This is a genomic window from Brevibacillus parabrevis (assembly GCF_003710905.1).
In the GTDB taxonomy this organism is placed as follows: domain Bacteria; phylum Bacillota; class Bacilli; order Brevibacillales; family Brevibacillaceae; genus Brevibacillus; species Brevibacillus parabrevis.
On record NZ_RHHV01000032.1, the window covers coordinates 1 to 25,479 of the forward strand.

17 protein-coding genes are annotated in these 25,479 nt (G+C 52.5%); 2 read left to right on the forward strand and 15 right to left on the reverse strand.

Annotated features, from left to right (window positions below):
- Positions 1-89: 89 nt before the first annotated feature.
- Positions 90-1,559 carry a protein adenylyltransferase SelO gene (locus tag EDM60_RS27780; RefSeq protein ID WP_122966819.1) on the reverse strand — a complete coding sequence of 490 codons (1,470 nt, stop codon included), beginning with the start codon at positions 1,557-1,559 and terminating at the stop codon, positions 90-92.
- A 206-nt stretch (positions 1,560-1,765) separates the two neighbouring features.
- On the opposite strand from EDM60_RS27780, the gene EDM60_RS27785 reads away from it, so the two are divergent.
- Positions 1,766-5,611, forward strand: a complete 3,846-nt coding sequence (locus tag EDM60_RS27785; RefSeq protein ID WP_122966820.1) for a reverse transcriptase domain-containing protein — start codon at positions 1,766-1,768, stop codon at positions 5,609-5,611.
- 74 nt (positions 5,612-5,685) lie between these two features.
- Here the strand turns inward: EDM60_RS27785 and EDM60_RS27790 are convergent, their stop codons facing one another.
- The 11 genes from EDM60_RS27790 to EDM60_RS27840 all read right to left on the reverse strand — a co-directional run bounded on the left by EDM60_RS27790 (position 5,686) and on the right by EDM60_RS27840 (position 22,103).
- Complete coding sequence (locus EDM60_RS27790) at positions 5,686-7,662, reverse strand: AraC family transcriptional regulator (protein WP_122966821.1); 1,977 nt, start codon at positions 7,660-7,662, stop codon at positions 5,686-5,688.
- A gap of 283 nt (positions 7,663-7,945) precedes the next feature.
- Positions 7,946-9,316, reverse strand: a complete 1,371-nt coding sequence (locus EDM60_RS27795; protein ID WP_122966822.1) for a catalase — start codon at positions 9,314-9,316, stop codon at positions 7,946-7,948.
- Positions 9,317-9,719: 403 nt separating this feature from the next.
- On the reverse strand, positions 9,720-11,423 hold the full coding sequence (locus EDM60_RS27800) for a DUF6138 family protein (RefSeq protein ID WP_307723380.1): 1,704 nt from the start codon (positions 11,421-11,423) through the stop codon (positions 9,720-9,722).
- 299 nt (positions 11,424-11,722) lie between these two features.
- On the reverse strand, positions 11,723-12,730 hold the full coding sequence (locus tag EDM60_RS29330; RefSeq protein WP_233454176.1) for a helix-turn-helix transcriptional regulator: 1,008 nt from the start codon (positions 12,728-12,730) through the stop codon (positions 11,723-11,725).
- A gap of 80 nt (positions 12,731-12,810) precedes the next feature.
- Entirely contained in the window at positions 12,811-14,550 is a 1,740-nt protein-coding gene (locus EDM60_RS27810) for an ABC transporter ATP-binding protein (RefSeq protein ID WP_122966823.1), read from the reverse strand.
- Entirely contained in the window at positions 14,531-16,381 is a 1,851-nt protein-coding gene (locus tag EDM60_RS27815; protein WP_254223102.1) for an ABC transporter ATP-binding protein, read from the reverse strand. The genes EDM60_RS27810 and EDM60_RS27815 overlap by 20 nt, the downstream gene beginning before the upstream one ends.
- Positions 16,382-16,505: 124 nt before the next feature.
- Entirely contained in the window at positions 16,506-17,714 is a 1,209-nt protein-coding gene (locus tag EDM60_RS27820) for an MFS transporter (protein WP_122966825.1), read from the reverse strand.
- Positions 17,715-17,912: 198 nt separating this feature from the next.
- Positions 17,913-18,866: an ABC transporter substrate-binding protein gene (locus EDM60_RS27825; RefSeq protein ID WP_122966826.1), complete on the reverse strand. Its 954-nt coding sequence runs from the start codon at positions 18,864-18,866 to the stop codon at positions 17,913-17,915.
- 205 nt (positions 18,867-19,071) lie between these two features.
- Positions 19,072-20,004: a CsxC family protein gene (locus EDM60_RS27830; RefSeq protein WP_229049676.1), complete on the reverse strand. Its 933-nt coding sequence runs from the start codon at positions 20,002-20,004 to the stop codon at positions 19,072-19,074.
- A 291-nt stretch (positions 20,005-20,295) separates the two neighbouring features.
- A complete protein-coding gene (locus EDM60_RS27835) occupies positions 20,296-21,285 on the reverse strand; it encodes a hypothetical protein (RefSeq protein ID WP_122966827.1) in 990 nt (329 codons plus the stop codon).
- Positions 21,286-21,449: 164 nt separating this feature from the next.
- Positions 21,450-22,103, reverse strand: coding sequence for a helix-turn-helix transcriptional regulator (locus tag EDM60_RS27840; RefSeq protein ID WP_233454175.1), 654 nt, complete (start codon positions 22,101-22,103; stop codon positions 21,450-21,452).
- Positions 22,104-22,442: 339 nt separating this feature from the next.
- Between EDM60_RS27840 and EDM60_RS27845 the strand changes: the two genes are divergently transcribed.
- The gene (locus EDM60_RS27845; RefSeq protein WP_122966828.1) at positions 22,443-23,186 is read left to right on the forward strand and encodes an EAL domain-containing protein; all 744 of its coding nucleotides are present in this window, start codon (positions 22,443-22,445) and stop codon (positions 23,184-23,186) included.
- A gap of 68 nt (positions 23,187-23,254) precedes the next feature.
- Here the strand turns inward: EDM60_RS27845 and EDM60_RS27850 are convergent, their stop codons facing one another.
- The 3 genes from EDM60_RS27850 to EDM60_RS27860 all read right to left on the reverse strand — a co-directional run bounded on the left by EDM60_RS27850 (position 23,255) and on the right by EDM60_RS27860 (position 25,465).
- On the reverse strand, positions 23,255-23,827 hold the full coding sequence (locus EDM60_RS27850) for a hypothetical protein (RefSeq protein WP_122966829.1): 573 nt from the start codon (positions 23,825-23,827) through the stop codon (positions 23,255-23,257).
- Between the two features lie 129 nt (positions 23,828-23,956).
- A complete protein-coding gene (locus tag EDM60_RS27855; protein ID WP_122966830.1) occupies positions 23,957-24,364 on the reverse strand; it encodes a hypothetical protein in 408 nt (135 codons plus the stop codon).
- Positions 24,365-24,481: 117 nt separating this feature from the next.
- Positions 24,482-25,465 carry an ABC transporter substrate-binding protein gene (locus EDM60_RS27860; protein ID WP_122966831.1) on the reverse strand — a complete coding sequence of 328 codons (984 nt, stop codon included), beginning with the start codon at positions 25,463-25,465 and terminating at the stop codon, positions 24,482-24,484.
- Positions 25,466-25,479 lie beyond the last annotated feature (14 nt).

Sequence of the window (25,479 nt, forward strand, 5' to 3'; positions counted from 1 at the left end):
TACGGACGGGGGTCAGTCCCTAAACAGCAAAGGTTTCTTTACCAAGCTTAGCTTGGAATGGATCGCGCAATTGTCAAGTCGATCACGTATTACGTGCCGCAGTACGTCCGATAAGGCCCGCACGCTTCCGGCGGCAGCGACGCGTACTCCGCCTGCTCCGCGGAGTGCGCATAAGGATTGGCAAGCGCGGCAAGCAGCTGCCGAAGCACGCTGTAGTCGCCGTCTTGCACAGCCGCTTCCAGCGCCGCCTCCACACGGTGGTTGCGCGGAATCACGGCAGGATTGCTCTGTTTCATCAACTGCAAAACGTCATCCGCAGATTGAGACTGACGCGCCAGTCTCGCTTGCCACTTCTCCTGCCACGCGGCAAACTCGGGGGTGGCAAACAGCTCGGAACCGTTCAAGCGATCAAAAGTCAGGGCGAGAAACGTGTTGGTATAGTCCGCCCGATGCTTTTGCATCAAGCTAAGCAGTTCTTCCATCAGCGAAACATCGTCGGCTTCTTCGCCAAACATCCCCAGCTTGCCCCTCATCCCGGCCAGCCATGTGCCGTAATATTGCTCGGCAAACTGGGAAAGGGCTTTCTCCGCCATTTGAATCGCCTGGGCCTGATTGTCATGCAAGAGCGGCAACAACGTTTCCGCAAATCGCGCCAAATTCCACACGCCGATTTGCGGCTGGTTTCCGTAAGCGTAGCGCCCCTGCTGATCAATCGAGGAAAACACCGTCGCCGGATCGAACGTATCCATGAAAGCGCACGGCCCGTAATCGATCGTTTCTCCGCAAATCGACATGTTGTCCGTGTTCATGACTCCGTGAATAAACCCGACGAGCTGCCATTTGGCGATCAGCTCGGCTTGACGGCGGATCACTTCGGCCAGAAAGGCGAGATAACGGTTTTCCGCTTGGGCGGCTTCGCGATAATGTCTATGTATCGTATAGTCGGCAAGCGCCTGCAACTCCTCGGCGCTGCCCCACTTGGCGGCGTACTGGAACGTCCCGACGCGAATATGGCTGGAAGCGACCCGCGTGAGTACCGCGCCGGGCAGATCGTCTTCGCGAATGACAACTTCACCCGTCGTCACCACCGCCAAACTGCGGGTCGTCGGGATGCCAAGGCCGTACATGGCCTCGCTGATGATATATTCGCGAAGCATCGGCCCGAGTGCGGCCCGTCCGTCGCCGCGCCGGGAATACGGTGTGCGTCCGGGACCTTTCCATTGCAGATCAAACCGCTCGCCCTCAGGGGTCACTTGCTCCCCGATCAAGATAGCGCGCCCGTCTCCGAGCATCGTAAAGTGGCCGAATTGGTGCCCCGCGTACGCCTGCGCGAGCGGCTTTGCCCCTGCGGGAATCCGGTTTCCGGCAAACACTTCCGCCCCCGCTTGCCCATCCAGTGCATCGGCTTGCAAGCCAAGTGCGGCTGCCAGCGGGCGATTGAAAATAACGAGCTGCGGCGAGCGCACAGGGGTAGGATTTTGCTTGGTGAAAAAGGTGTCAGGCAAGGAAGCATAGCTGTTGTCGAAATTCCATCCTGCCTCAGTATGGGCTTGGGTCATCGTTTCCCTCGGCTCCTTTTGTCTTGTCGTGTTTTGTTCATTTTACCAAAGTGACGGGGAAAAGCATGCATGGGATTTAGTCCAGTGTGCCATGTGTGCTACTATTATGGCTATCAGTCACTATTTTTCGGAAACAACAAAACTGGCACCGATGTGCGACCAGCATCTGGGAACTGTCCCGATCGGGCATAGCAGTAGGAGGAAACATGTCTATTATCGACAAAAAATACGGGGTTTTGTCCCCTCAGAAACAATACGTAACGGATACAGTCATCTTGGCTCAGGCATGGAAAAAGTCACACAATTACATCCGCAGGCATAATTGGTATGCAAATGTATTGGAACTCGATCTTTCCACGCTCGACCTGGAAAATCGCTTGAATGAGTGGTCTCAATCTTTGGAAAGCGAAGAATACTGTCCCGCAAAACTCAGACTGGTTCCCGCTCCCAAAACCTGCACCTGGGAGTTTACTTCTAACGGCTGGCACCCTATTAAAGAGAAGCTTGAAAGCGACAAAACCTATTTGAGACCGCTCGCCCACATCAAAATCCAGGACCAAACCATCGCAACGGCGATCATGCTGTGCTTGGCCAATGCCATCGAAACACTGCAAGGCCCGACAGACATTCCGGATTATCATGAAGCTCAGCGAAAACAAGTTTTTAACTACGGAAACCGTCTGTATTGCCACTGGGACAAAAATGAAGACGGAGAATCCATCGCTACATTCCCGTGGGGCAACTCGAAATGCTATCGAATGTACTACGATGACTACCAAAAGTTCCTGGAACGTCCGAAGCACTTTTGCCAACTGTACACGCATCTGAATCGTCGGGGCACAAAGCATTACGTCTTTTCACTCGACCTGAAGAGCTTCTACGACAGTATTGACAGAGCCGCATTAATTGACGAAGCAGAAGAGCTTTACAACGAATACGTGGAAAGGTTCACGCTAGACGATTCGCTTCAAGCTGATCCTGATTTTTGGGAAATGGCCCGAACTGTTTTCGATTGGGAATGGAACGACTCCGACCAAGCCATGGCAAAACAAGTGCTCAACAAAGACACGCTCCCTGATGGTATTCCACAAGGTCTTGTTGCGGGCGGTTTTTTTTCGAATATCTACCTGCTGCGATTTGATCAAGAAGTAGGAAAAAGCATTCATCAAAAAGTTGCCTCATCAGACTTTTCCGAACCGTTTATCATTCGCGATTACTGCCGCTATGTCGACGATATCCGTTTGGTAGTAGAAGCTGCTGACACCGTTGAAATCGAGCAACTGAAACAAATGGTGACAGAGCATATTCAAGCCAAGCTCAATTCGCATTTGAGCCAAATGGGGGCTGAACCAGATTTCTTGGAGATTCACCCCGATAAAGTCAGCATCCAAAGCTATGAAGAAATTTCCAATCAGAGTGACCTCTCTGGCCGCATGCAAATCCTGCAAGGAACGTTAAGCGGCACCCCGGATATCGAAGCTTTGCGACAAATTGTCGGGGGTTTAGACGGTCTCATCCAATTGTCTGAGCAACTTGGCGATTCGGCTGTCGAACATGTAAACAATCTTGCCCTGTCAAAAATCGCCGTCAAGAATGCGGACGTAAAATCCGACACATTGAAGCGGTTTGCAGCGAAACGACTTGTAGACGCGTTAAGGCTGCAAAAAAGCATGATCGGTTCCAGCGATCAGAACCCTACCGTAAACAGTCATATCGGCCACGATTTTGAACTGTACGCCAGGAAATTAATTGCCGTTTGGTCGAAAAATCCATCGTTAAGCTCCCTGCTGAAGTTTGGGCTCGATCTCTTTCCTAGCGCAAAACTGTTGAAAGTCGTAACGGAAGCTCTTGAGCAAAAGCTTTATATGAACGTTAGCAATGATACAGAGCTCAGCCACCAAAAACTCGTGATGGAATACGTTTCGGCGGATATCCTGTGCGCGTGTTCTGTCTGGATTGGTCACCACTCGAAAAAGCATGATCCTGAACATGCGGATTTGCTTGCTTTTCGCGAACATCTCGCCGTTTTTGCAAGGAAGATACTAGACGCTCAGGACATAATGTCCTGGTATGTGAAACAACAAGCTGCTCTCTATCTTGCTTCGGTTGGCCAAGCTTACGTTTTGAATGATGAAAGCAGCGAGTTGCAGCCTTACGCACTTTTACATCGTGCACTTCTTTATAGTGCGATCACCAGTAAAAATCGTAAGGATATGCTAACGATGGCCTTGATCGTCCAACAGCTTCATCCAAATCCTGACAGGTTCAGTTCGTGGTTTGCGGAAGCCTATCAGAAATGGAAGCGGCAGCCTACGCAAAAAATTCGGTCGTTAAAATTCCTTTGCGCGAATCGCCCTGATCTGCTTCAGAGGATTCTCTCAAGCCTGACCATCGAAACAGAGATCGTCCAGCAGGTGCCTGAGCTATCCTCCATCATCTATCGCAACTCGCTCAAGAAACAAGCAGACTGGTCTTCTGCAACTGCAACGAATACGCCTGTCAGTCTCGCCAGTCTCATTACGAGCGCAGATAATCCTTTTCAGCAAGAAAATGCTTTGCTGCATTTGATGTTGGAGTTGCTGAAACCTGGCTCGGGCAAAGAAGATGCATTTACCCGCTTGAACAGCGAAAACGGCCTGTCCATCGAAGATTTGCAAATAACGATGACGGACAAAGAAGCTTGGCAAAATCCTTATAAAAAGCCGTTTGCCATCACGGTAACCAATACAAAAAGCTCATACTCTTTGCCAACCCCGCACTGGGTAAAAGCAGAATGTCGGTGGATGTACAATCTCGGTTGTATTTTACGAGCTTGCCTGACTGGCGAATACGACTACACGACGAACTCGTTTCTGATGCGACAAGACCATTCCGTTTCGGCTGGGTACAGAGGATTGCGCTCCACCTGGTTTTCACGCCGCTTTGGCATGTCCAGCCTGGCGAGCAGCCTCTTCCCGGAGCCGTTGCCCTTGTCCCCTTGGATGAGCGAGCTGTTGTTCCTGCTTTTGCAATGGCCGGGTATCGATTATCGCGAAAGGTTTGTTCACGGGATTTCTGCTGCACAGTCCGACCGCAAAAAATGGCTGAAAATCATTCAGAACCGTATGCAAGAGCAGCAGAAAGTATTTGGCAAATTGTCCAACACGCCAGGATACGTATTGCCTGTCAAACTGCAAAAGCGTCAGGACGACCGCCTGTTCCGTGTCGCCATCGTCCAATCCTTGCTGCCATACATGGACGATTTTAACGCCAAAGATCCGATGCACTGGTCTTCGGACTTCCGCGAGAAACACCGTGCTCATATTGCGGACCTTTGCCACATGGTTGAGAAGCATCTGGCAACTTGGCACGCTGCTATAAAAAGATCAGGCAAGGAGTCCGCTTATGTTGCTGATCTGATCGTCTTTCCTGAGCTGTCTGTCCATCCCGACGACATCGACTACTTGCTGAGACTCTCCCACAAAACGAAAGCAAGCATTTTTGCGGGATTAGGTTTTCAAAAAAGAGCATCCGATCAAGCCACGGTGAATCAAGCGATTTGGATTCTCAATTCAGACGAAAATCCACTTGTTGCCGTGTGGCAAGGCAAGCAGCATATGACGAAGCTGGAACGCAAAATGAATATCCAAAGCCACAGACCTTACCAAGCCTATGTCGAGTTTCAAAAAGGCAATCAATCTATACGCGTGGCGGGAGCTATTTGTTACGATGCAACCGACATAGCACTGACGGCTGACCTTCGTGATATTTCCGACATGTTTGTCATCTCGGCCCTGAACAAAGACATCGGGACGTTTGACAACATGGTTTCCGCCTTGAATTATCATATGTTCCAGCCTGTCATTCTTGCCAATACAGGTGAATACGGCGGCTCATCTGCCCAGGCGCCTTTTAGTGGACACGAAAAAATCATTGCTCAAGTACACGGGAAAGATCAGCTTGCCATCAGCATGTTCGATATCGACCCTACCTTATTTAAAACCAAGTCACGTTCCTCCAAGCCAGAGCCACAGGTAAAGTCACCTCCTGCAGGCTTTGCAGGAAGAAAATAAAGCAAAAAAGGCCCATGCAGAGTTGACAAGGAACTTTGCGCGGGCTTTCGCTTTTTCCAAAATGGTCAAACGGATTACTGCTTCGTCAACCAATCGGCAATCTCTTCCGTCTGCGACAACACCGCAATCGGGTCGTAGTACCAGGAACGTTCTTCCTTCCAGACGTACACATGGTTGTTTTTCACAGCGTCGAGCGACGACCAGAGCGGATCTTTTTTCAAGTCTTCCAGCGTGTGACTGTTCGAAGTCAAGATGATATAGTCTCCGGCGTATTGGGACAAAAGCTCGCTGGACAGCTCCAGCCACTGCTTCTCCTGCAGCGTTTTGGCGATCGCAGCTGGCGGCTTCAAGCCCAGCGCCTGATAGACAGCCTGTCCGCCCCGGCCAAAGTTGTCGCCATAGACGAACATCTGCTTGTCGGTCAGCTCAATAATCGAGAACGACTTGCCTTCGGGAATGACTTTGTGCACGCGTTCTTTCGCGGCGGCGATGCGCTTCTCGTAATCCGCCAGCCAGTCTTTTGCTTCCTGTTCCTTGCCGAGCAGCTTGCCGAAGAAAGTCAATTCCTCTTGAATATTTTTCAACTGTCCATACGGAATGGAGATCGTCGGGGCGATTTTGGACAACTGATCATAGCGGCCCTGGTCGTCGGATGATTCCGTGACGATCAAGTCAGGCTGCAAGTCGATCACTTTTTCCAAGGAGCCGTTGACATCCCCGATGTCCTCGACATTTTTCAGCGCCTCGGTAATATACGGGTTTTGGCGATGCAAGCCGGGCGCTCCGATCGGTGTGACACCGAGTGTAATCAGTGTGCCCAAATATTGATCGGCGACGATGCGCCTTGGTGCGGCTGGAACGACGACATCCCCTTTGACGGTGGAAATGACTTGGGTTTGCGAACTCGCATCCGCTGGCGCAGAGCTCGTTTGCGTCGAGCGATTGGCGTCTGATGCAGCGCTTGTTTCCGTCTGGTTCCCGTTCGCCGCCTGACTTGGCGCTCCCGCATTGCCGGAGCACGCGGCAAGCATCAGGGTCAGGCAGAGCATGACGGTTGCCGCAGCAGATGGTTTGGCAGGTCTGTACATGGTTTTGCGTCCCTCTTTCTTGTATGGATAATGATTCTCGCTATCAATATAACGGCGAAAATCGAGAGCGGCAATGGACGATCCGATGATGGTTGCCGGACGATCTGCTGTTTGCGGCGTCTGTGCTTTTGTCGCCCGAAAACGCGCGGGCGATATTCCGTATACTTTTTTAAACAAGCGCCCGAAATAATACGGGTCGCGGTAGCCGACACTCTCGGCGATCTCGCGCAACTGCCGATCTGTTTCCACCAGCAGGCTTGCCGCCTTTTCCATTCGTACGCGAATCAGGTAGTCGATCAGGCTGTAGCCTGTCTTTTTCTTGAACAAGGCCGATAAATGTGGGACGCTGTAGCGCAGCATTTCCGCGAGCGCCTCCAGCGTGATCGGTTCGGCGTAATGGTTCTGAATGTACTGCTTCGCCTGGGCGGCGGGATCGGTTTCCAGCCGTGCCCCTTTCGAATCGAGCAGTTGACGATGCACGGCGCTTACAAACTGGTAAAAGAGTGCCTTCGTCTGGAAGCGCTCCAGCTCGCCCGTGCGTTGCCACTGTTCGTCCATTTGCTTGACGAGTGCAAGCAGCTCAATCGGCTGGCACGGCTGAAAGCTGTAAGGCAGCTGAAACGGGTCGCTTTTTCGCAGCAAGTTGACGATTTGCTGCCGACTGGTCAACGGGATCGCGGCCCGATAAAAAATCAAGTAGTATTCAAATGCGTCCTCTGTCAAAAAAATGTCCATAAGCGTCCCTTTTCCACTATGGGCGATATCGTATGGCTTGATCGCGTACTCGCTGCCATCCAGACAAATCTGCGCCTTTCCTTGCGCAGCAAACAAAAACGTACTGGCCGGCAGCTTGTACGAGCGCGAGCCGATTTCTCTTCCCAATAGCTGGTGACGCACATCCAACACTTTGATGGACGCATGATTCCAGAGCATGATATGTTCGATGACGCCCTTCACGTCCATGCAATCCCTCCATCTTTTTGTTTCCGTTCCAACTCTCGTCATTATAAATGAAAACGATTATCATTCACATAAAAAAATAACAGCCACAGGCATACTGCGCCTGCGGCTAGTTCGTCCTCTATGATTGAGATTAAGGTGCTTGAAGTAACCGTCTACTTACGGTTATGGCGTGATTTCCGTCAAAAGCCGCTGACGGGTGTTCGTTTCTTCGCTCTTGGCATTTTTTCCGAATGTCGGGAAACTCAGCGTCTTATTCCGGGACGTCTCGGATTCTCTGTCGTTGCTACTTCTTCCCGTTGCTCCCGATCTGCCTGGCAACGCGTTCCCCCAGTTCCGGGCTCGCCTGGGTTAGATAGCCTAGCACAATCCGCTGCAACTCCGGCACCGCAGCTCCAAGATCGGAGGCAATGTTGTGGACTAAGTGTTCTTGAAGCACAGGCGACAGCGAGTTGTAAAATTGCCCCGGCTGCGTGAAGTCATCCCCTTTTGGAGGTGCAGTGCGCTCAAGCCGCCCTGCCACATAGTTGCCGGTGCCGCTTGTTACCTCGTCAGATGGCTTCCAGTCCGCCTGATGGTTGATCGGGATGCTGCGGAAATTCGGTCCCAACCGATAACGCTGTGAATCCGTATAAATATTGGCGCGGCCTTGAAGCACTCTATCCAATGAAAACTCGGCGCCGTCCAGCATATTGGACGGAGAAAAGGCCAGCTTCTCCACCTGTTCCTTATAATTGTCGGGATTGGTGTCCAGCACCATCTTGCCGACTGGCAGCAGTGGGTACTGCCGCACATCCCACACCTTCGTATCGTCCAGTGGATCGAACGGCAGCGTAGCTTCGTCCTGCGGATTCATGAGCTGTACATACAGCCCGTATTCCACTGTTTTTCCTTGAGCAATCGTGTCATAGAGATCCTTGCCCGCATAATCCGGGTTCTCGCAGGCGAGCCTCGCCGCCTCCTGGCTATCGATATACTGCACGCCAGCCAGCGGAACCCAGTTGTATTTCACATAATTGCGGACATCCTGCTCATTCTTCCAAACATAAGTACTCACGCTGTAACCCGGAATGTGACGGAAGCTCTTGACCGTCCCCAGGTCGGAGTACAGTTGCAGCACGAAATGCGTCGCTTCCGGATTGTCCGCGTAGAAGCTCCAGAACCGATTAGGGTCCATCAAGTTGTTGACGGGCGACGGATTGAAGGCGCTGACCGTCTCTACAAACCGCATGGGGTCCCGCACCGTAAACACGGGAAGATGGTTGCATATTAAGTCGAAGATACCTTGCTCGGTATAAAATTTAGTCGAGAAGCCGCGCACATTGCGCGAAGTGTCCGGCGTCCCCCTGTTGCTGGCCGCCAGCGAGAATCGGACAGCAACGGGTACTTGCTGGCCCGGATGCTGCAGGAAACAAAGCTTCGTGTAAGCCGCCATCGAGTGAAACGTCTCGAAATAGCCAAAGGCTCCGAACCCCTTCACATGCAACGGGCGCTCTAATATGGTCTCATGGATAAACGTTTCATTTTTTTCGTGCAGCATGGTGTCTTGTTCTAGAATCGGTCCACGCTTCCCAACCGTCTGCGAGTAGCGCGACGGTTGCGGACCGCCTTGCCACCTTTGATTGTGCGTCTGATCGCGAGCGTTCTTGTCGTCCATTCCTCTACCTCCCATGCCTACATTCTCACCAATATGTATGCATGGCTATAGGTTGGTTATGACTACGCGTCCAATGCCGATCCGCACGCCGAGAGCAGCAGCCGTCACAGCAAAAGCTCGCTCCTAGGGTGCAACATGACGAACGCTTCCGCCTCGTTGCCATATCGTGCGGAACGAATGAGGATCTCCACAGCCACTGCGCCCAGTGTACGAATTGCTTCCACCGTCGACGTATCACATTTCCTGTACAAAAAAACTGGTGCCTAAATCACACCAGTTCGAAATGAATTGGAACATGAATCAAGCGCGTGCCCTATGAATTTACGTGCGAATCAAATCAACCACCCGCTCCCAAAAACCATACAGCGACCGCTCAGACAGAGTGTCCCCTCTTATACAACCATCATTTTCCAGACTGGTCTTTCGCCAAATCCAGCAAGGCCGACAGCCGTTCTGCTTTCTCCCCTTTTGCTTTGGCAGCGATCTTTGCAAGCTTGTCCAAACCACCCCAGACGATGTAAATGACATGCTCGACTTCAAGCGGCTCTTGTGTTTGCAGCAAATCGAGCAACAAGCTCAAATTAGGCTCTTCTTCCAGCTCTGACTTGATCTTCACTTTCGTTGCGTCGGTGCCGTGCACCAAGCACGCGACCAATGTCGGGAGCGACTCTGGATGGACGCCGTGCTTCTCGACGAAGGCAGCCGTAAAATAATCTTGCACGGACTGATGCTCCAGATCGATCGTGTCCAAATACTCCTCCACCAAAGCAAAATACTCAGCGTCCGCCAATCCCAGCCCGAAGACGGCATATGTGCCAGGCAGTGCATTTCTCTCATCATCGGCATCCGTATACCACTCATAAGTGACCATGGCAACGCGGGCGTAATCGGCAAGCAACGGGTGCAAGTTCGGATAAGCCAGCGCGTTGGCAAAAAAGCGATGAGTTCCCGACTTCGCCAATCCTTTGATCGGCAAAAACTGCTTGACGCCGGATTTGAGCTTGATTTGATAGCTTTTCGGAAAACCGCTCTGCAACAACGCGCAAAGAAATGCAAGGGCCTGCGCATAGCTCTCTTCGCGCTCCTGCTTGATCGAGATCGTCACGGTGGCAAAGACGTCATTTGCCAGGCACTCGACCTGTTCGTCACGCAGAACGGTCAGCTCGCGGGAGAGCGTGCCGCTGCCTTCCTTCATGAACTGCGAAGCGCGCTTGCTGCCGAGTTCAACAGCCCGCTCCAGCCAGGTAATTCCTTTTTGTCTACTGTAGGACGGTTCATACTTGATCACAGCGACGGCGGCATACAGGAACAACTCCATAGCCCCTTCGTCGATGTGCCTAGGATCGAAGCCGCTCTTTCGTTGATAAGTCTTTTCCTGCCACGTTTTGGTCACGACATCAAAATAAAGCGGCAAAAACGAGCCTTCCACCCAGTCCGTCAAGGCATTGACGATCTTGTGCTGATGTTCGCCAAGCTGTTCTTTTTTGCTTTTGTTTACTTCCAAAATGCGATCAAACACCCGGATGGCTTCGTGGCAATCCGTCTCGGGAAACAGCGAGCGGTTCAGCAGATGACGCGAAAGGAAAAACGTCTCCAGCGGTTTGGTCGGGCCAGTTGAAGCCGAAAACAGTTGCGTGCGATAAGCGGAAATCTCCGCCAGCAGGCGTTGCTGTTTTTCCGCGTTGAACAGCTCGACAATCGGCAGCTTTACTTCCCCCGTGTCTGTCTGAAACTTGCCCCAAAACGAAAACTGGTAGTTAATCAGCGCTTGTGACGAGAGAGTTTCCAGCTTTTCTTTTATATAGGCGGCAAGATGCGGGACGACCTGTTCCAGCACGTCTGTCTCTGACAAATCCGCCTGCTTCGATCCTAAGCGCCGAAAGTCTCCTGGCGTGTCGTCAAAATCAAGCTCCCAATCATCCAGCTCCATCAGGACAACGCTGGCCCGATCATTTTTGTATTCGAGCATGGCAGAGTCATGGATGCCCACTTGCAAAGTCGTGCGGCGGACAATCTCATCGGCGTCTTTTTCCTCGATGTAGGCGAACCATTTGTCAATGGCTTGCTCCATCTTATTCACTGTTGGTTCCAATGTAGAATGGATCACAATCGTTTCAGCCTCCCATATCTTCCAAGGGGGAGCGTACAGCCTATCAGAACATACATTCTCTTCCCCGGTTTTCTCTCATTATAGTAGATTTCAGCCACTTTTCCAGAGAATGACATGAAAATCCGTCCAAATGCCTAGTCGGGAAAAGAATGCCTTGGCTATTTTCTTAATGTTCGCCTTTAACCTCATGATCATGGACGGCGAAAAGTATTACCCCCGTGATTTTTTTCACTTCGAGCCGATCATAAAGAAAATAGGCGAATATTATTACCGCCATAACAAATTATAGTTCGTAATTAAACAGTCCGAAATCCCCTGCTCTTCAAGTAAGCAGACGGATTCACCCCGTACTTTTTCCGGAACTTCTCAGCAAATTGTCCCAGGTTGTTGAACCCTGCCATGCTGGCGGCATACGTGACATTGACGCTGCCCTCCTCCAGCAAGCGTCTCGACTGCTCCAGCCGCTGATCGATCACATAAGCATGCACAGGCAAGCCGAACAGCTGTTTAAAGCCTTTTTTCAACTTGTATTCATTGAGGCAAATTTGCCGGGACAGCTCGGCAAGACTGGGAGGCGACAGCAGATTGGCATCGACGATTTGTTTGGCTTGCCACAAACTGGTCAAGTCCGTCTTGGACAAGGTGACTTCACGAGGCAACGTGTCTTTTTCCCGCAAAATCTCATCGATGTACACGGCCAACAGCTCCAGCACCTTTCCTTCCAAATACATGCGTCTGACTGCGGCTTGATAGGGACAATCCAGCATCTCGTGGAGGATGCGCCTCACCAAAGGCGTCATTTTTTTGTTGTCGTACAGACTGTCATGTGCCGTCAAGCGTGCCCATTGCTGTTCAAGCGAAGCGACGGGCCACGCCTGCATCAGTCTGTTTACATCCAGCTTTAGCGTCAGGCTGTGAAACCTGCGCGCGGGATCGAATTGGCACGTGCTGCTCGTCATCGCTCTCCCGAAGGCGGTCACTTCACCCGAAGCGATTCCATAGTCCCGATGTGTGTCCGTTGACAGCCATTGCATCCCTTCTCCCAGGCAAAAGCATATTTTCATCCAGTCGTCCTGTTCCGTGCTGCTCATGCTCAATTCCTCGTGTAAAACGATGTCGCAAACCATTATTTCCAGCATCGTGTTCAGGCTGGTTTTCTGCCAGTACCCTTTGCCGATCTGATCGGGCAACGATAACGTTTGCTGAAACGAACCATTTTGATAGAGCGCATTCAAATCGGTTGCGAGCGCACAATGCTTGTCCTTGCGATTCTCGATTGCGTACCAGTGTCCCGCCTGACTCATGGGGTCGTTCACCTCTGTGTTGTTTCTCTCATCTGTGATCCAACGACAATAACCCCGCCGCTCGGACGGGATGATCCTTCTTACTTCACGCGCCAGCCGTCGACCTCTTGCTGCAACCTCCACAAACGGGCGTACAGCCCGGATTTTTCCACCAATTCGCTGTGGGTCCCTTCCTCGGCAAGACGTCCTTGATCCAGCACGATGATTTTGTCCGCATGTTGAATGGTTTTCAGGCGATGGGCAATCAAAATGACCGTTTTGCTTTTGACCAGCTCGTTGATCGCTTGCTGGACAGCCGTTTCGTTCTCGGGATCAAGCGAGGCTGTCGCTTCGTCAAGCAGGACGATCGGAGCGTCTTTCAGCAACGCGCGGGCAATCGATATGCGCTGCTTTTCGCCGCCAGACAGAGTAGAACCACCTTCGCCAACAGGTGTAGCGTATCCTTGCGGCAATTGGGAAATAAATTCATGGCAGCAGGCGCGCCTGGCCGCCTCTTCAATCTCTGCCTGGGTCGCATCCATTTTGCCGATGCGAATGTTGTTGCCAATCGTGTCCTGGAACAAGTATACGTCCTGGAAAACCATCGACATCTGCTTGAGCAAAAATTCGGGGTCAGCCTTATGCACAGGCATGCCGCCGATGGTGATCGTTCCTTGCTGGACGTCCCAAAAGCGGGCGATCAGCCGGGTCACCGTACTTTTTCCGCTTCCGGACGGACCGACCAGCGCGGTAATCGTATTCGGCTGGATCGTAAAGGACAGCTCCTGCAAAACAGGATTGTTCTCGTCGTAGCCGAACGTCACCCGCTCAAAGACGATGGGCCCGTGCGGCTGAATGAGCGCCGTTCCCGGCTGTCGCTGCTCTGTCTGCACATCCATGATCCGCTGTGCGCTGTAAGCCGAGTAACGCATTTCTCCGTAGCTCATCAACACGACGGTCAGCGGCTCGAACACGCGTGTCCCGATCAACAGAAACAGCAGAAAGACCGATAGCGATAAAGTTCCGCCCACAAGCAAATAACTGCCGACCAAAATCATGATCGTCATCCCGGAGCGCGTCAGCAAAAGCGCGCCCATGATCAGCGGCCCGACCAGCCCTTCCAGCCGGATGGAAGCCCGCATGAGCCGATCAAAGGCAAGCCGCAGGCGCTCAAAGCGCTTTCCGCCAGCATTGTGCGCTTTAATTTCGCGGATACCCGTCAAATATTCCTGGAGCCTGCTGGCCGCTTCATTTTTCGCCCGGACGTGACTCTCGCTGAGCCGGGCCTGCAACGAATCGGTCAGCCACAACAGCAGCGCACCGAACGGAAGCGCGACAAACATGGCAAGCGCCATTTTCCAGTCCAAAAAGGCAAGTCCGAGCAAAGCGAGCACAGGCAGCATGACTGCGCTGATTAGCTGCGGAACGTTGTGGGAAATCGTATGTTCGACCTGCGCGTAATCACTGAGCAGCAGGTTCGTCACGTCGCCGGGATCGCGTTTGCCAAAAAAGCCTAACGACAAATGACGCAAATGTTCGGCGAGCTTCATCCGCCCGGTGGCCGCCAAACGATAGGCTGCCGTGTACGATTTTTCGTACAGATGGGCATAGGTGACGTACGACACGATCAGCCAGACAAACAAAATGACGCAGACGGTCCACAAGCGGGCAGTATCAAGCCCTGACTCCGGTTGGGCAAAGGAAAGGTAAATCGTCTGGAAAATGTCGACGAGCAAAGCGGCAGGAATGACTTTGGCAATCCCGTCCAGCAAGGCAGCAAAAGCAGCGGGCCACAAGCTCCGCACGTTGCCGCCGGAAATGTTAGTAAAGTAAGGAAGCATTCGCTGGGGCCTCCCCTCTCATCTCGGGTTTGTGTGCGTCCGTATGGTTCGCGCCGAGCTTCCACGTAGCGGCGCTGACATGCGCTTGCCACATCTTTTCGTACAGGCCGTTTCGCTGGCGCAGCTCGTCGTGTGTCCCGCGCTCGACAATCTCGCCTTTGTTCACGACCAAAATTTGCTCCGCTGCGCGAATCGTCGACAGCCGATGGGCAATCATGATCACGGTTTTGCCTTTCACCAACTCAATCAAGCCTTGCTGAATCTTTTTCTCGTTTTCCGCATCGGCGTAGGCGGTTGCCTCATCGAGAACCAAAATCGGGGCGTTTTTCAACAGCGCGCGGGCAATCGCGAGACGCTGGGCTTCGCCGCCGGACAAATACGTTCCCCCTTCGCCGATCTTTGTTTCGTAGCCGAGCGGCAGCTTTTCGATAAACTCATGGCAGCAAGCTGTTTTCGCCGCAGCAATGACCGCCTCCCTGGATGCGGACGTGTTCCCCATCCGGATGTTCGCTTCGATCGTGTCGTAAAACAGGTGCACATCCTGAAACACAAACGACACGGTGTCCATCAGTTTTTCCGTGCCCATCTCCTGGATCGGGACACCGCCAATGCTAATCGTTCCCTCCTGCACGTCCCAAAAGCGCAAGAGCAAGTTGGCGATCGTCGATTTCCCCCCGCCGGAAGGCCCGACTAGCGCCGTCATTTCACCCGCTTTGGCGAAGAAGTCGACGTTTTGCAAAATGGGCTTGTAGTCTTTGCTCTCCTTGTTTTCATAGGCGAAGGAGACGCGGTCGAAGGCGACGTCGTAAGCAACAGGGACGCGAGGAGCAGTTGGCTCCGCTACGATCGGCTCGGCAAACACCGCTGCAATCCGTTTGTTGCCTTCGATAATTTCCCGCAGCCCGCCCCCGACGTAAATCAGCCGCAGCAAAGGCACGGACAAGCTCGGCGTAATAATCAAAAACAGCGTAAACGTAATGGCAAACGCCTGATTCCCCGGCTGACCGCTCGCAAGCAAAATGCCGATCGGGACAATAAACGTAAACAAGGAGCTGACCAGCACGTAAAACAGGCTGTACGGCTTCTTGCACAGCGCCGTGATCCGCAGCGCAATGTCGCGATAGCTGCTCACCGCACGCTGGAAAGTCAAAAATTCATCCGCCTTGATCCCGAAAATTTTGACAGCGGGCATGCCGCGCACGTATTCCACGCCTGTCGCGTTCATTTCTTCCACGGCAAACTGATAATCGCGAAAAGCGTTTCGGCCGAGTTCACTTGTAAAAATGCGCGCCTGAACCCATAGACCGAAGACAACCGGGACGAGCAGCACGAGAGCAAGCAACCCATTGAGCCAAAACAAATACCCGATCATCAAAAGCGGGATCAAAATGGCTGTCACCATGTCAGGCAGCTGGTGGGCAATGAATTTCTCGATTTTTTCGACACTGACCTCGATCACTTTTTTCAACTCGCCTGTGGCCGTTTTCGTATGGTAGCCCATCGGGACTTTCGCCACGTGCTCGGCCAGCCGTACCCGCAACTGGTACAAAATTTGGAAGGCAGCCACATGGGAGCACATCAGCCCGACGTACAAGGTGAGCAAGGCGGCAACCAGCGCTACCAAAGCGGCGACGCCCCAATACGTGATCAGCTCCCTGTCGATTCCCGCAGGACTTTGCGCGTGCAAGAGCAGTTCTTCCACGATTTTGTACACGGCTACAAAGGGAGCGATTTGCAGGAGACTGGAAACCGTCGAAAGCAAGCTGGCCGCGGTCAGCAGCCCTTTTTTCTCTTTGGCGATTTGCAAGAGCCCGGACATTTCTGCTTTCATTTTTATACCCGACTCTCCTTTCCTGTCGCAGATGGTTGACGAGAATCATTATCATTGCATGGTAAAAAAGAAAGACCCGCCCCCCACAGATGGTCAGAAGACAGGTCCTTCGGTGGTCCACTGCTTATTCCGAATGCTTCGTCGCCAGCACATTGGCTGACACAGGTGCGCCTTTGGAAGCGAACAGCGTGATCGCCATCAAAAGCACGACAATGGCAACGACACCAAAAGGCAAATGCCGCTCTACCTGGTACAGACTTGTGCTCAAGATCGGCGCAATTACAGCCGATATGCCTTGCACGGCTCCCACCAATCCGGCTACTCCGCCCTGCTGCTCGCGCAAAACGCTAAGCGAAGCGCCTGCCATAAAGCCTGGCATCATCAAGCCCGTACCTACACCAAATAAGAAGAACGCGATGTAAAAGCCGACAGCATGAATGAACAGCAGGAACAGCGCTACACCGCCAAGCACCAGCAAGGAACCGACGAGAATCAGCGAGCGCGGCTGCCATTTCGGATTTTTCATCTGCACCCCTTGGGTAATGATCATCGCGACTCCGCTCAGCATCATGCCCATGGAAAGCATCCGCGCCGTATCTGTTGTGGTCAAAAGCAGCTGATCCTGGAAATAAAACCCGCCGACGACTTGCAAGGTGACAATGCTCAGCATGGTAGCCATCCCTGCGAACAAGTACAGACGCAGTCCTTTTTGCAAAGGATTCAGCTTGGGCGGCTTGGTTGTCGCAACAACCGGCTTGTGCGGCGGAATCAAGAGAAGCACCACGATAAACGCGATCATCGGCAGCAGCGCCCCGATGTACAGCGGCCAAATCAGACCGATCAGGGCAAAAACTCCCGCGATCGCTGGCCCGAGGACAAGCCCCATTCCATTGGCAGCACCGATCAGCGCCATCCCGGACGACCTGTCCTTTTCCTCCGTCACATCAGCCATGTACGCTTGCGCCGAAGACGGAACGGCAGGAATGAACATGCCGACCATCGCCCGGGCCAAGATCAGCAGGAACACGAGCAGACCTCCGCTGATCAGCTTCGCAAGCCCTGCGTACATCGTGAGCGTAAACAACACATAGGCGACGAACATTCCCAGAAAGCCTATTAAAATGACGGGCTTTCTGCCTTTTGTGTCGCTCCATTTCCCCCAGACGGGCGCCATGATCGCCATGGCTACGGAACCAAGTGAAATAATCAAACCGGAATGGGTTTCGCTCAATCCCAATTCACGAATCAATGGAGGCATGACAGGGGCGATGATCATCAAGCCAACCATTGCGACGAAGACGCTGAAAAAGACACTAATTCGTACTCGTCCCATGTTTTTACTCTACTCCTTTCGTCACTCCCTGCCCCTAATCTTATGGAAAAAGGCACGGTAGCCACTACCTAATGACGGAGAGATAATGCTGTAAAACGGATTTTTTCGCGAAATGATTTCATGCCGGAGCAAAAAACGGTACGGATTGGAACATGGTACACGCCATGGCTGTTAGTCCCGCCTGCTTTGTGGCTACTGCTACTGCTTCTGTCCGTGCACCTGCACGATCTGGTTGCCCAGCTTGTCCAACAATTGCATCCGGCCGATGGCTGTGTAGGAATAGTTGTAATTGTCTACGTTGCTGATTTTGTACACATTGCCTTTTTGCACCGCTTCCAAACTTTTCCACACCTTGCTGTCGCTCAGTTTGTTTTCGCTGTTTTCCATCAGTAACAAATGCTGTGGATGGAGGGCAGACAGCGCTTCCAGACTGATTTCGATTCCGCCCCAATGCTCCGGCGCAGGGATGCCCTCCGCTCGCTTGAGTCCCAAGTCGCTGTAGATCAGCTCGGCTGCCCCCGTTGACGAATAAATGACCAAGTTTTGCGGATACGTTTCGACCACGACAAATGTTTCGTCTTTGAGAATCGGGCCGAGCTTTTGCTTCCATTCCGCTGTTTTTTTCGCATATTCGCTCAGCCACTGTTCCTTTTTCGGCTGCTGTTCAAACGTGTCTGCCAAAAAGTCCAACCGCTTGCGCCACTCGTAGTACGGGTGGGGAATTTTGATCGTCGGAGCCATTTTGGATAGCTGCTCGTACAAATTTTCGTTGAACAGCGGCCCCAATAAAATCAAGTCTGGCTCAACGGCCATGACGGCTTCCAGGCTGATCGGTTCGGCGTACCAACCGAGGTTGACTGTCTCTTTAGCCAGCCGCTCTTTGATCGTCGGAGAAAATTCGGCGCGGTTGCCATAGTCGATATTGCCCGTCGCGACAGGCTCCATCCCCAGCAAAAGCAGCTCCTCCGTCGACCCGGACAAATCGGCAATGCGTTTCGGCTGCAACGGGATGCTAACCTTCTCGCCCCCGGGATTCACGATTTCTTTTCGGGCGGCATTCCCCGCAGCCCCTTGGCCGCCTGCCTCCGGACTGGCGCAACCAGCCAGCAAGAACAGGCACGTGAGCGTTGCCATAACATGTACGAGCTTCATCTGTCTCTCCACTCCCTGGACGAACTGTTTTTACTCGCGACAAGCAGCGAAGTGCCGCCTCCGCGAGCCAAACATACTTTCTCATACCCGGAGCGTGGCGCGACAGTCAAATCGGGAGCCGGAGAAGACAAAAGCGGATTTTTGTTCTGTACAAACCAAAGACACCAACGGATGCGTCAGTGTCTTTACGTTTCTTGGCTGGCGGTTATTTGCAAGGGTAGTGCGGCGGTTTTGGCGGATTGATCACAGGCAAGGGAACTTGCTGATCTTGCAAAACTTTCAGCCCAAGATTGAGAACAATTTTTTCGCGTACGTGTGAAAAAGCATGCTCGTTGCATTTGACTTTACGCAAATCTTGCCCGATGTCCAGCTCGGTGAACTCGGAAAAGACCAGCTCACAGTACGGTTTTTCGTTGTAAAATTGGCGGTTGCCAAATAGCCCCATGTTCAACTGTGCTGCTGTGCCTGTCTTGTTGCCCAGCTCGCCGGAAGAGGTGAAATCGGGGATGAGCTGCAAGGATGGGCCAGATGTAGGGAACGTAATTCCTACGCAAAAGTCGAACGGAATCAGCGCGCTGATGTGGCGAATATCCCCGCATACGGCACTGCCCGAAACGTGGTCTGCTGTGGCATACTCAAGGTTTTTGCGGATGAAGCCGCTTCCGAACAGTTTGGCCGCGTACGGATTGAATGTCGGAACCAGCTCGCATTGCTCAAGAATGACGCTTTTCCACGCCCGGATGATTTCCAGCGCAGGTTTTTCCAATTGAATATCTGCTTCGACACAAACTACGACCGAGAGTTCTGCCAGGGTGACAGGCACTTTGATCGTTTTCGGAAAAGTAGTCGCTTCTGTGCTGGAGCCAAATACGCGTACATTGTCCACGCCGCAGGAATGGCCAGGCTTGCTGTGGCAATGATCCTTGTCATGCTTGTCTTTGTCCTTGTGGTCGTGGTCGCATTTGTACTCATGCTTGTGCTCGTGTTTGTGCTTATGTTCGTGTTTATGCTCATGCTTGTGCTTGTCTTTGCATTCATGTTTGTCTTTGTGATCGTGTTTGTCATGCTTGTCGTGTTTGTCGTCGCAATGGTATTCAACCCGGAACTTGCAGTCTTTTGAATCGTCGTGTTTTCCCATTTGATTGATCGCCTCCTTTATCAGAGCATTGTCTTTCTCTTCATCATATGGCCTGGCCTTGGCAAACGACTTGGCTGTTGCCGAGCGTGATATACCCATTTTTTGCCTTTTGGAGCCGGCTTGTGATCGGATTGCTTGGGAGTTTTGGTTAACTAGGTAATTATTTGCTCAGCGATACTCCCTATGTACGAAAGACAAGCCGTGCGCTTGCTGCCCGCATGGGGAAAAGCGGACTGGCTCCCTGCGCTTGCCGATCTGGCCTGCTGACCATGGCGAAGACAAGCCGTCACGTCAGTCTTGGCCTACGTGCCTGAGCGGAATCAGTTGTTTGCGGAACCACCAAATTCGCCCGCTGACGATCGCCACCCCGTTGTACTCGCTTGTGCCGGCTCCTTTTTTCATGAATGGCTCGGACATGAGGCTCGCCTTCCAATCGCCTGTTTCGATCCAGCTTTCCGTGCTGGCAAGCGGGCTGTTGTCGGGAAATGCTCCCGCTCCCTGCTTTTCCGAGGCAACTGGCGGGCGCAAAACCGTTGATGTAAAAGGCAGGCGCAGCGTCTCATGGGCGACTTTTCCCGCTTCGCTTGTCGTGCCAATGACGGTCAGCTCAAAATCTCCGCGCACCCAGACCACCCGCCCATTGCTCTCATGGCGCGTCTCCTGCACATCCAGCGAGATTTTCGGATGGATTTCCAGCCATTCCTGCTGCCAGTGGGCATGAATCGGGTGCACCCAGTTCACTTCCCACGCTTCTTCCAGAATCGAAACTTGCACATACGCATTTTCTCCCTGCTCGGTGTACGCTACATCCGCGAAAACAACCTGGCTGCTGCTGCTGCCTGCGTTTGCCGCAGTCCCGGTTTCCTGTTGACCCCGTACTGGCGCTGTGACTGCGCCGCTGTCCGCCATGCGCAAAGGCTCGCTCGCAAGCAAGCTCGATGAATCGAGGTGCGGCAACTCTTCGAGAGGATCGGGAGCTGCCAGCGGCGTCCGTATTTTCGGCGGCTTGATGGGCGCTGTTTTTTTCCCGAAAGCTTTTCCAACCTTTCGCGCTTGGCGGGAAACGTCACTTGCGACGGGGCTTTGACTTTTGCTTTTCGCTGGAAGCTGGCGCTTGGGCCGCGGTGCTTCGTATTTGTCGACAGCCATGTCCTGCTTTGGCATGGATTGTTTGACACGCAAAAAGTTTTGCTGGTGGCTTTTTGGAGCGCGCCGCAGTTCTAGATGGTTTAAAAAGGGCGTTTTTCGCGCAGGTGTCCGCCTGGGTTGGGGCATAGCCATGTTTTCACCTCCTCTCCTTCTTGGTTGGCTCGCAAGTATGCTTCGCGTTTTTCGCTTTTTCGCCTTGCTATATCCATACGCCCGAGCTTTCGCTTGGGGAATAGTCGTCTGTCCTTTTCTGCCGCTGCCAACGCAAAAACTCATGCCTAATTTGGCATGAGCTTTCAAGTCTGTTGCTTTTTCGTCAAAAGGTAGCGGCAGCACGTCCCTCCTTCTGCGATGCATTCTGTCCGGTCGACTTGCGCGTCGTTGAACAGCGAAGCGAACAAGCTCCATTCGCACTGGCACGCTTGGGGAAACTCGCTGGCTACTCTCGCGATCGGGCAATTCGTTTCGATAAACGAGTAGACCCCGTCCGCCTTTTGCTCCAGCTTGACCATATAGCCGTCTGCATCCTGTAGCTTCGCTAACGTGTCAAGCCGCTCCTCGAACGATTGGCCTGCCATCTGCTCGCGATATTTTTGCTGGATGCGCTTCATCCTGCGTTCGAACAGCATCGCCACATGCGATTCGCCAAACAGCTCCTCCACATTTTCCATCAGCTCTGTCACCCATTCGTCGTAGTGCGTGGGAAACAATCGCTCGGGCGCTGGCGTCAATTTGTACACAAAGACTGGGCGCCCAATCTGTCTGCGCATGATGCTTGCCTCTACGTAATGCTCTCTATGTAAAAGATCCAAATGCTTGCGTACCGCGACCTTGGTCATTTGCAAGTGCTCCGCCAATTGCTGGACATCGACGGTCCCTTGCTTTTTCATGTACACCAACAGCTTTTGCCGGGTTGTCTGTTCGCGTGCCATCGCCATCCTGTTGCTCACGCTGTAACGCTTTCCGTTGTTTTTACGCCCAGGCACCGCCGTTCCCGTAGTTCGCAAACATACGACCGTTTTGGCAAAAGGAAAGCTCTCATTGGAAAATCCCTCCTGTTCGGGTTGATGACAAGGACAGTTTACAAGAAGTAACGCGTTTTGTACATATGCAAATATGTTTCCTTTGGTAAAAATAATTGCCGAACCGCCATTTGTATTGTAGAATGAGCTAAATTCCATTTTTTCCAAGTGAAAAAATCTTTCTCGGAGGAAAAACTCGGCTCCTCCATCGCTCCGCACGTTTGCACGGAGCCATGTCGATTCGCGATCAGGAGGGGAAAACGATTCATGGCTGAGTCAATGAAGCCGTCCACCTATTACGCTGCTTATCAGCCGCTCGTGGAGCTTGCGAACGGACAATGCTTCGGATACGAAGCGCTTCTGCGGTGCGCATCGAAGCAATCGCCTGAGCAGCTTTTTCAGGCGGCGCGTCAAGCTGGTCAGTTGTACGAATTGGATACCGCCGCCATGCGCGGTGCTGTTTCATCTTATTTTGCGGAAATGCCTGCGGGGCGAAATGCGCCGTACTTGTTTGTCAATCTCTTTCCGTCTACCTTGCTGAATCCGCTCTTTCCACCTTTTTTGGACGAGCTTCTCGCTGCGTTTCCGGGCATCGCTCGCCGAATTGTACTGGAGATCAATGAAGCGGCCGAGGAGGACAAGATGTGGGATGTCCGACTGCTCGGCCAGAAAATCCGCGAGTTGCGCGCGTACGGCTTTTTGATCGCACTGGATGACGTAGGCTCGGGTGCAGCATCTTTGCGCAAAATCGTCGAATACGAGCCGGACGTGGTGAAGCTCGACCGCTATTTCGGCAGCCAGCTTGCCCACCATCCGAACAAGCAAAAGCTTGTCTCGCTGTTTGTTGATTTTTGTCTGGGACAATCGCAGTTGGTGCTGGAAGGGCTGGAGGAGCTTGATGATCTGGCGGCGGCAAAAGCTCTGGGGGTTCCTGTCGGGCAAGGCTTTTTGCTCGGGCGGCCCCGCTCGCTTGACCAGGCGGAGATGATAGGGAGCAATGCTGCGGTGTGAATGAATGGAAAAGGGAAAGGGAAAGCCCGCTGCCTGATGATCGGCGGCGGGCTTGACGGCGGAAGATGTCATGTGTCGCGATTATTTTCCTCCAGTTTTCGCAGCATGGACTCGATATTTCGCAATTCCATCTGCTCGCTTTCGTGGCGAAGATCAGCGTATTCGTGCAGTCCTGTCATTTTGATTTTCCCTGCCGCAAAGAACGATTGAATCCGTCTTGCTTCTTCCTGGAGCAGTGCGCGCTGACGGTAACTGATCGTCAACTGCCCCTCAGCTCCACTGAGTAGAGCGTACGCCAAAGCCAGAAAGCGGAGAAAGCTGTATCCGTCACAATAGTCGTCATAGATCGTGTCCAAAGCAGTCGCGATATCATCATTCGTGCTTGCAACTATTTGCAAATTTTCTTTCAACCTGCGATTTTCCAGTTCCGGATACGGGATGACAGGCTCCAGCAGCTGCTTCAGGTCCAGTTCGATGTACGTTCCCCGATAGTCCAGGCTGATGAGTTGCAAATAAAACGGAGAGCCAAAATGCTCTTCAATGTCTGGATGCCCATAAACCCATTGCTCAAACTGTTCGATGGCGACCTTTCGTCTTAACACATCGTTGAACATGATTTGCATATCCAGCAGTTGAGTCATGTCCTCCCTCCTTCCTTCTTGTATCGCCTCGCCTATACCTGCGCTCCCCTTTTGCCCAAAGAGATCGGTGCTTCATTTCTTTCCAACGCTCTTTGGCTGCGAAAAAACCTTCTCACCTACAACTGCCCCTCATTCGGAGCCTGAAATCTCGGCTGTTGCCCGAACAAACACACCCTCGCTCTTTTCCCATGCAATCTGTTCTTTTGGGTCAACGTCCTTGATGGCAAACAGCTTTGTCCCTTTTTCCAAGTAGTTGGAGGCAATCGCTGCTTGCGCTGTTTGCTCGTCTCCTTCAAAAGCGTACTTCGCTTCTACGCTACCGATTTGTTCTCCAAGCTTTTCTTTGTCGATCCATTGCTCTTCGTTTTCATCATCGGCGATGACATACAAGCGATCTTCGACTTTCACAAAAGGATAGGGCCAGCTTGCGATTGCGCTTGTTGTGTTTGCGGAATCCGTCGTTGGGGAGTGGTTCGCACAGGCTGAAAGCAGGAAAGCGGAAAGGATCAGCCCTACTACGATCGCAGCTTTGCTCATTTCATCCGCTCCTTCCCCAAGCAATAAAAAAAGTGGGCGAATCTATCATATCACCCACGCACTGTACTTGGAAAATATTTCATTTTGAACACAACAAGCTTCGCCGTATCGAATCTATCATTTCTGCGCTTTCTTCTCGCCAAGTCTCTCCTGCAACATGCTTGCCACTTCTTTCACCTGCGCCTGCACCGCGATTGGATCATACGGCCAGAAGCGATCCGGGTTCAGCTTGAAAATGCGATTGTTCTTCACCGCATCGAGCGAGGCCCAGACAGGCGAGCTTTCATCGAACTCGGCTCCGCCAGATATGTCGAGAAAAATATAATCCCCGGCATACGCAGCGATTTTCTCGGTCGAGACACTTTGCGCGTCCACTTTTTTCTGAATCAGATCGGTGCGCACGCTCTCCGGAGGTGTCAAGCCGAGCTGCTGGTAAATCGCCTGGCCGCCCCGGTTCACACCATCGCCGTATATGTAAAACTCCTTGTCGAACGGCCCCATGATCGAAAAGGTTGTCCCTGCCGGAACCAATCCCGCGATCGAAGCTTTTGCCTGCTTCACGTCCTCGTCAAATGCGGCCAGCCGGTTGTCTGCTTCCTGCTCCTTGCCGAGCAGCTGGCCGAACGCTTTCATTTCTTCATGCACCTCATGGTAGGTGCCATAAGGGATGACGATTGTCGGCGCGATTTTGCGATATTGCTCGTTCAGCTTTTCATCCCCGCCAACCGTCACAATCAGGTCAGGATTCAGCGCCAAAATTTTCTCGACCGAACCGCCATCGATCTGTCCGATATCCGCAATCCCTGCGGCCAAATCCTTGACATGCGGACTTTCGATTTCCCAGTACGGCGCTCCTACTGGTTTGACGCCAAATGCGAGAAATTGCGCCAAGTACCCTTGTGTGACGATTCGCTGCGGATTCGCTGGTATTTCGACATCCCCATGGACGGTTTTCACAATCCTGGTCTCTGGCTTAACTACTGGCGTCTCCTCTTGTTTTCCTGCATTCGGGACCGAATCTGCCGTACCGCAACCATGCAACATCACGGTCAGCCAAAGCAGGACGATCCCCCAGCCGATATCGTTTCTGCGCTTTTGCATATGCTCGTTCCTTT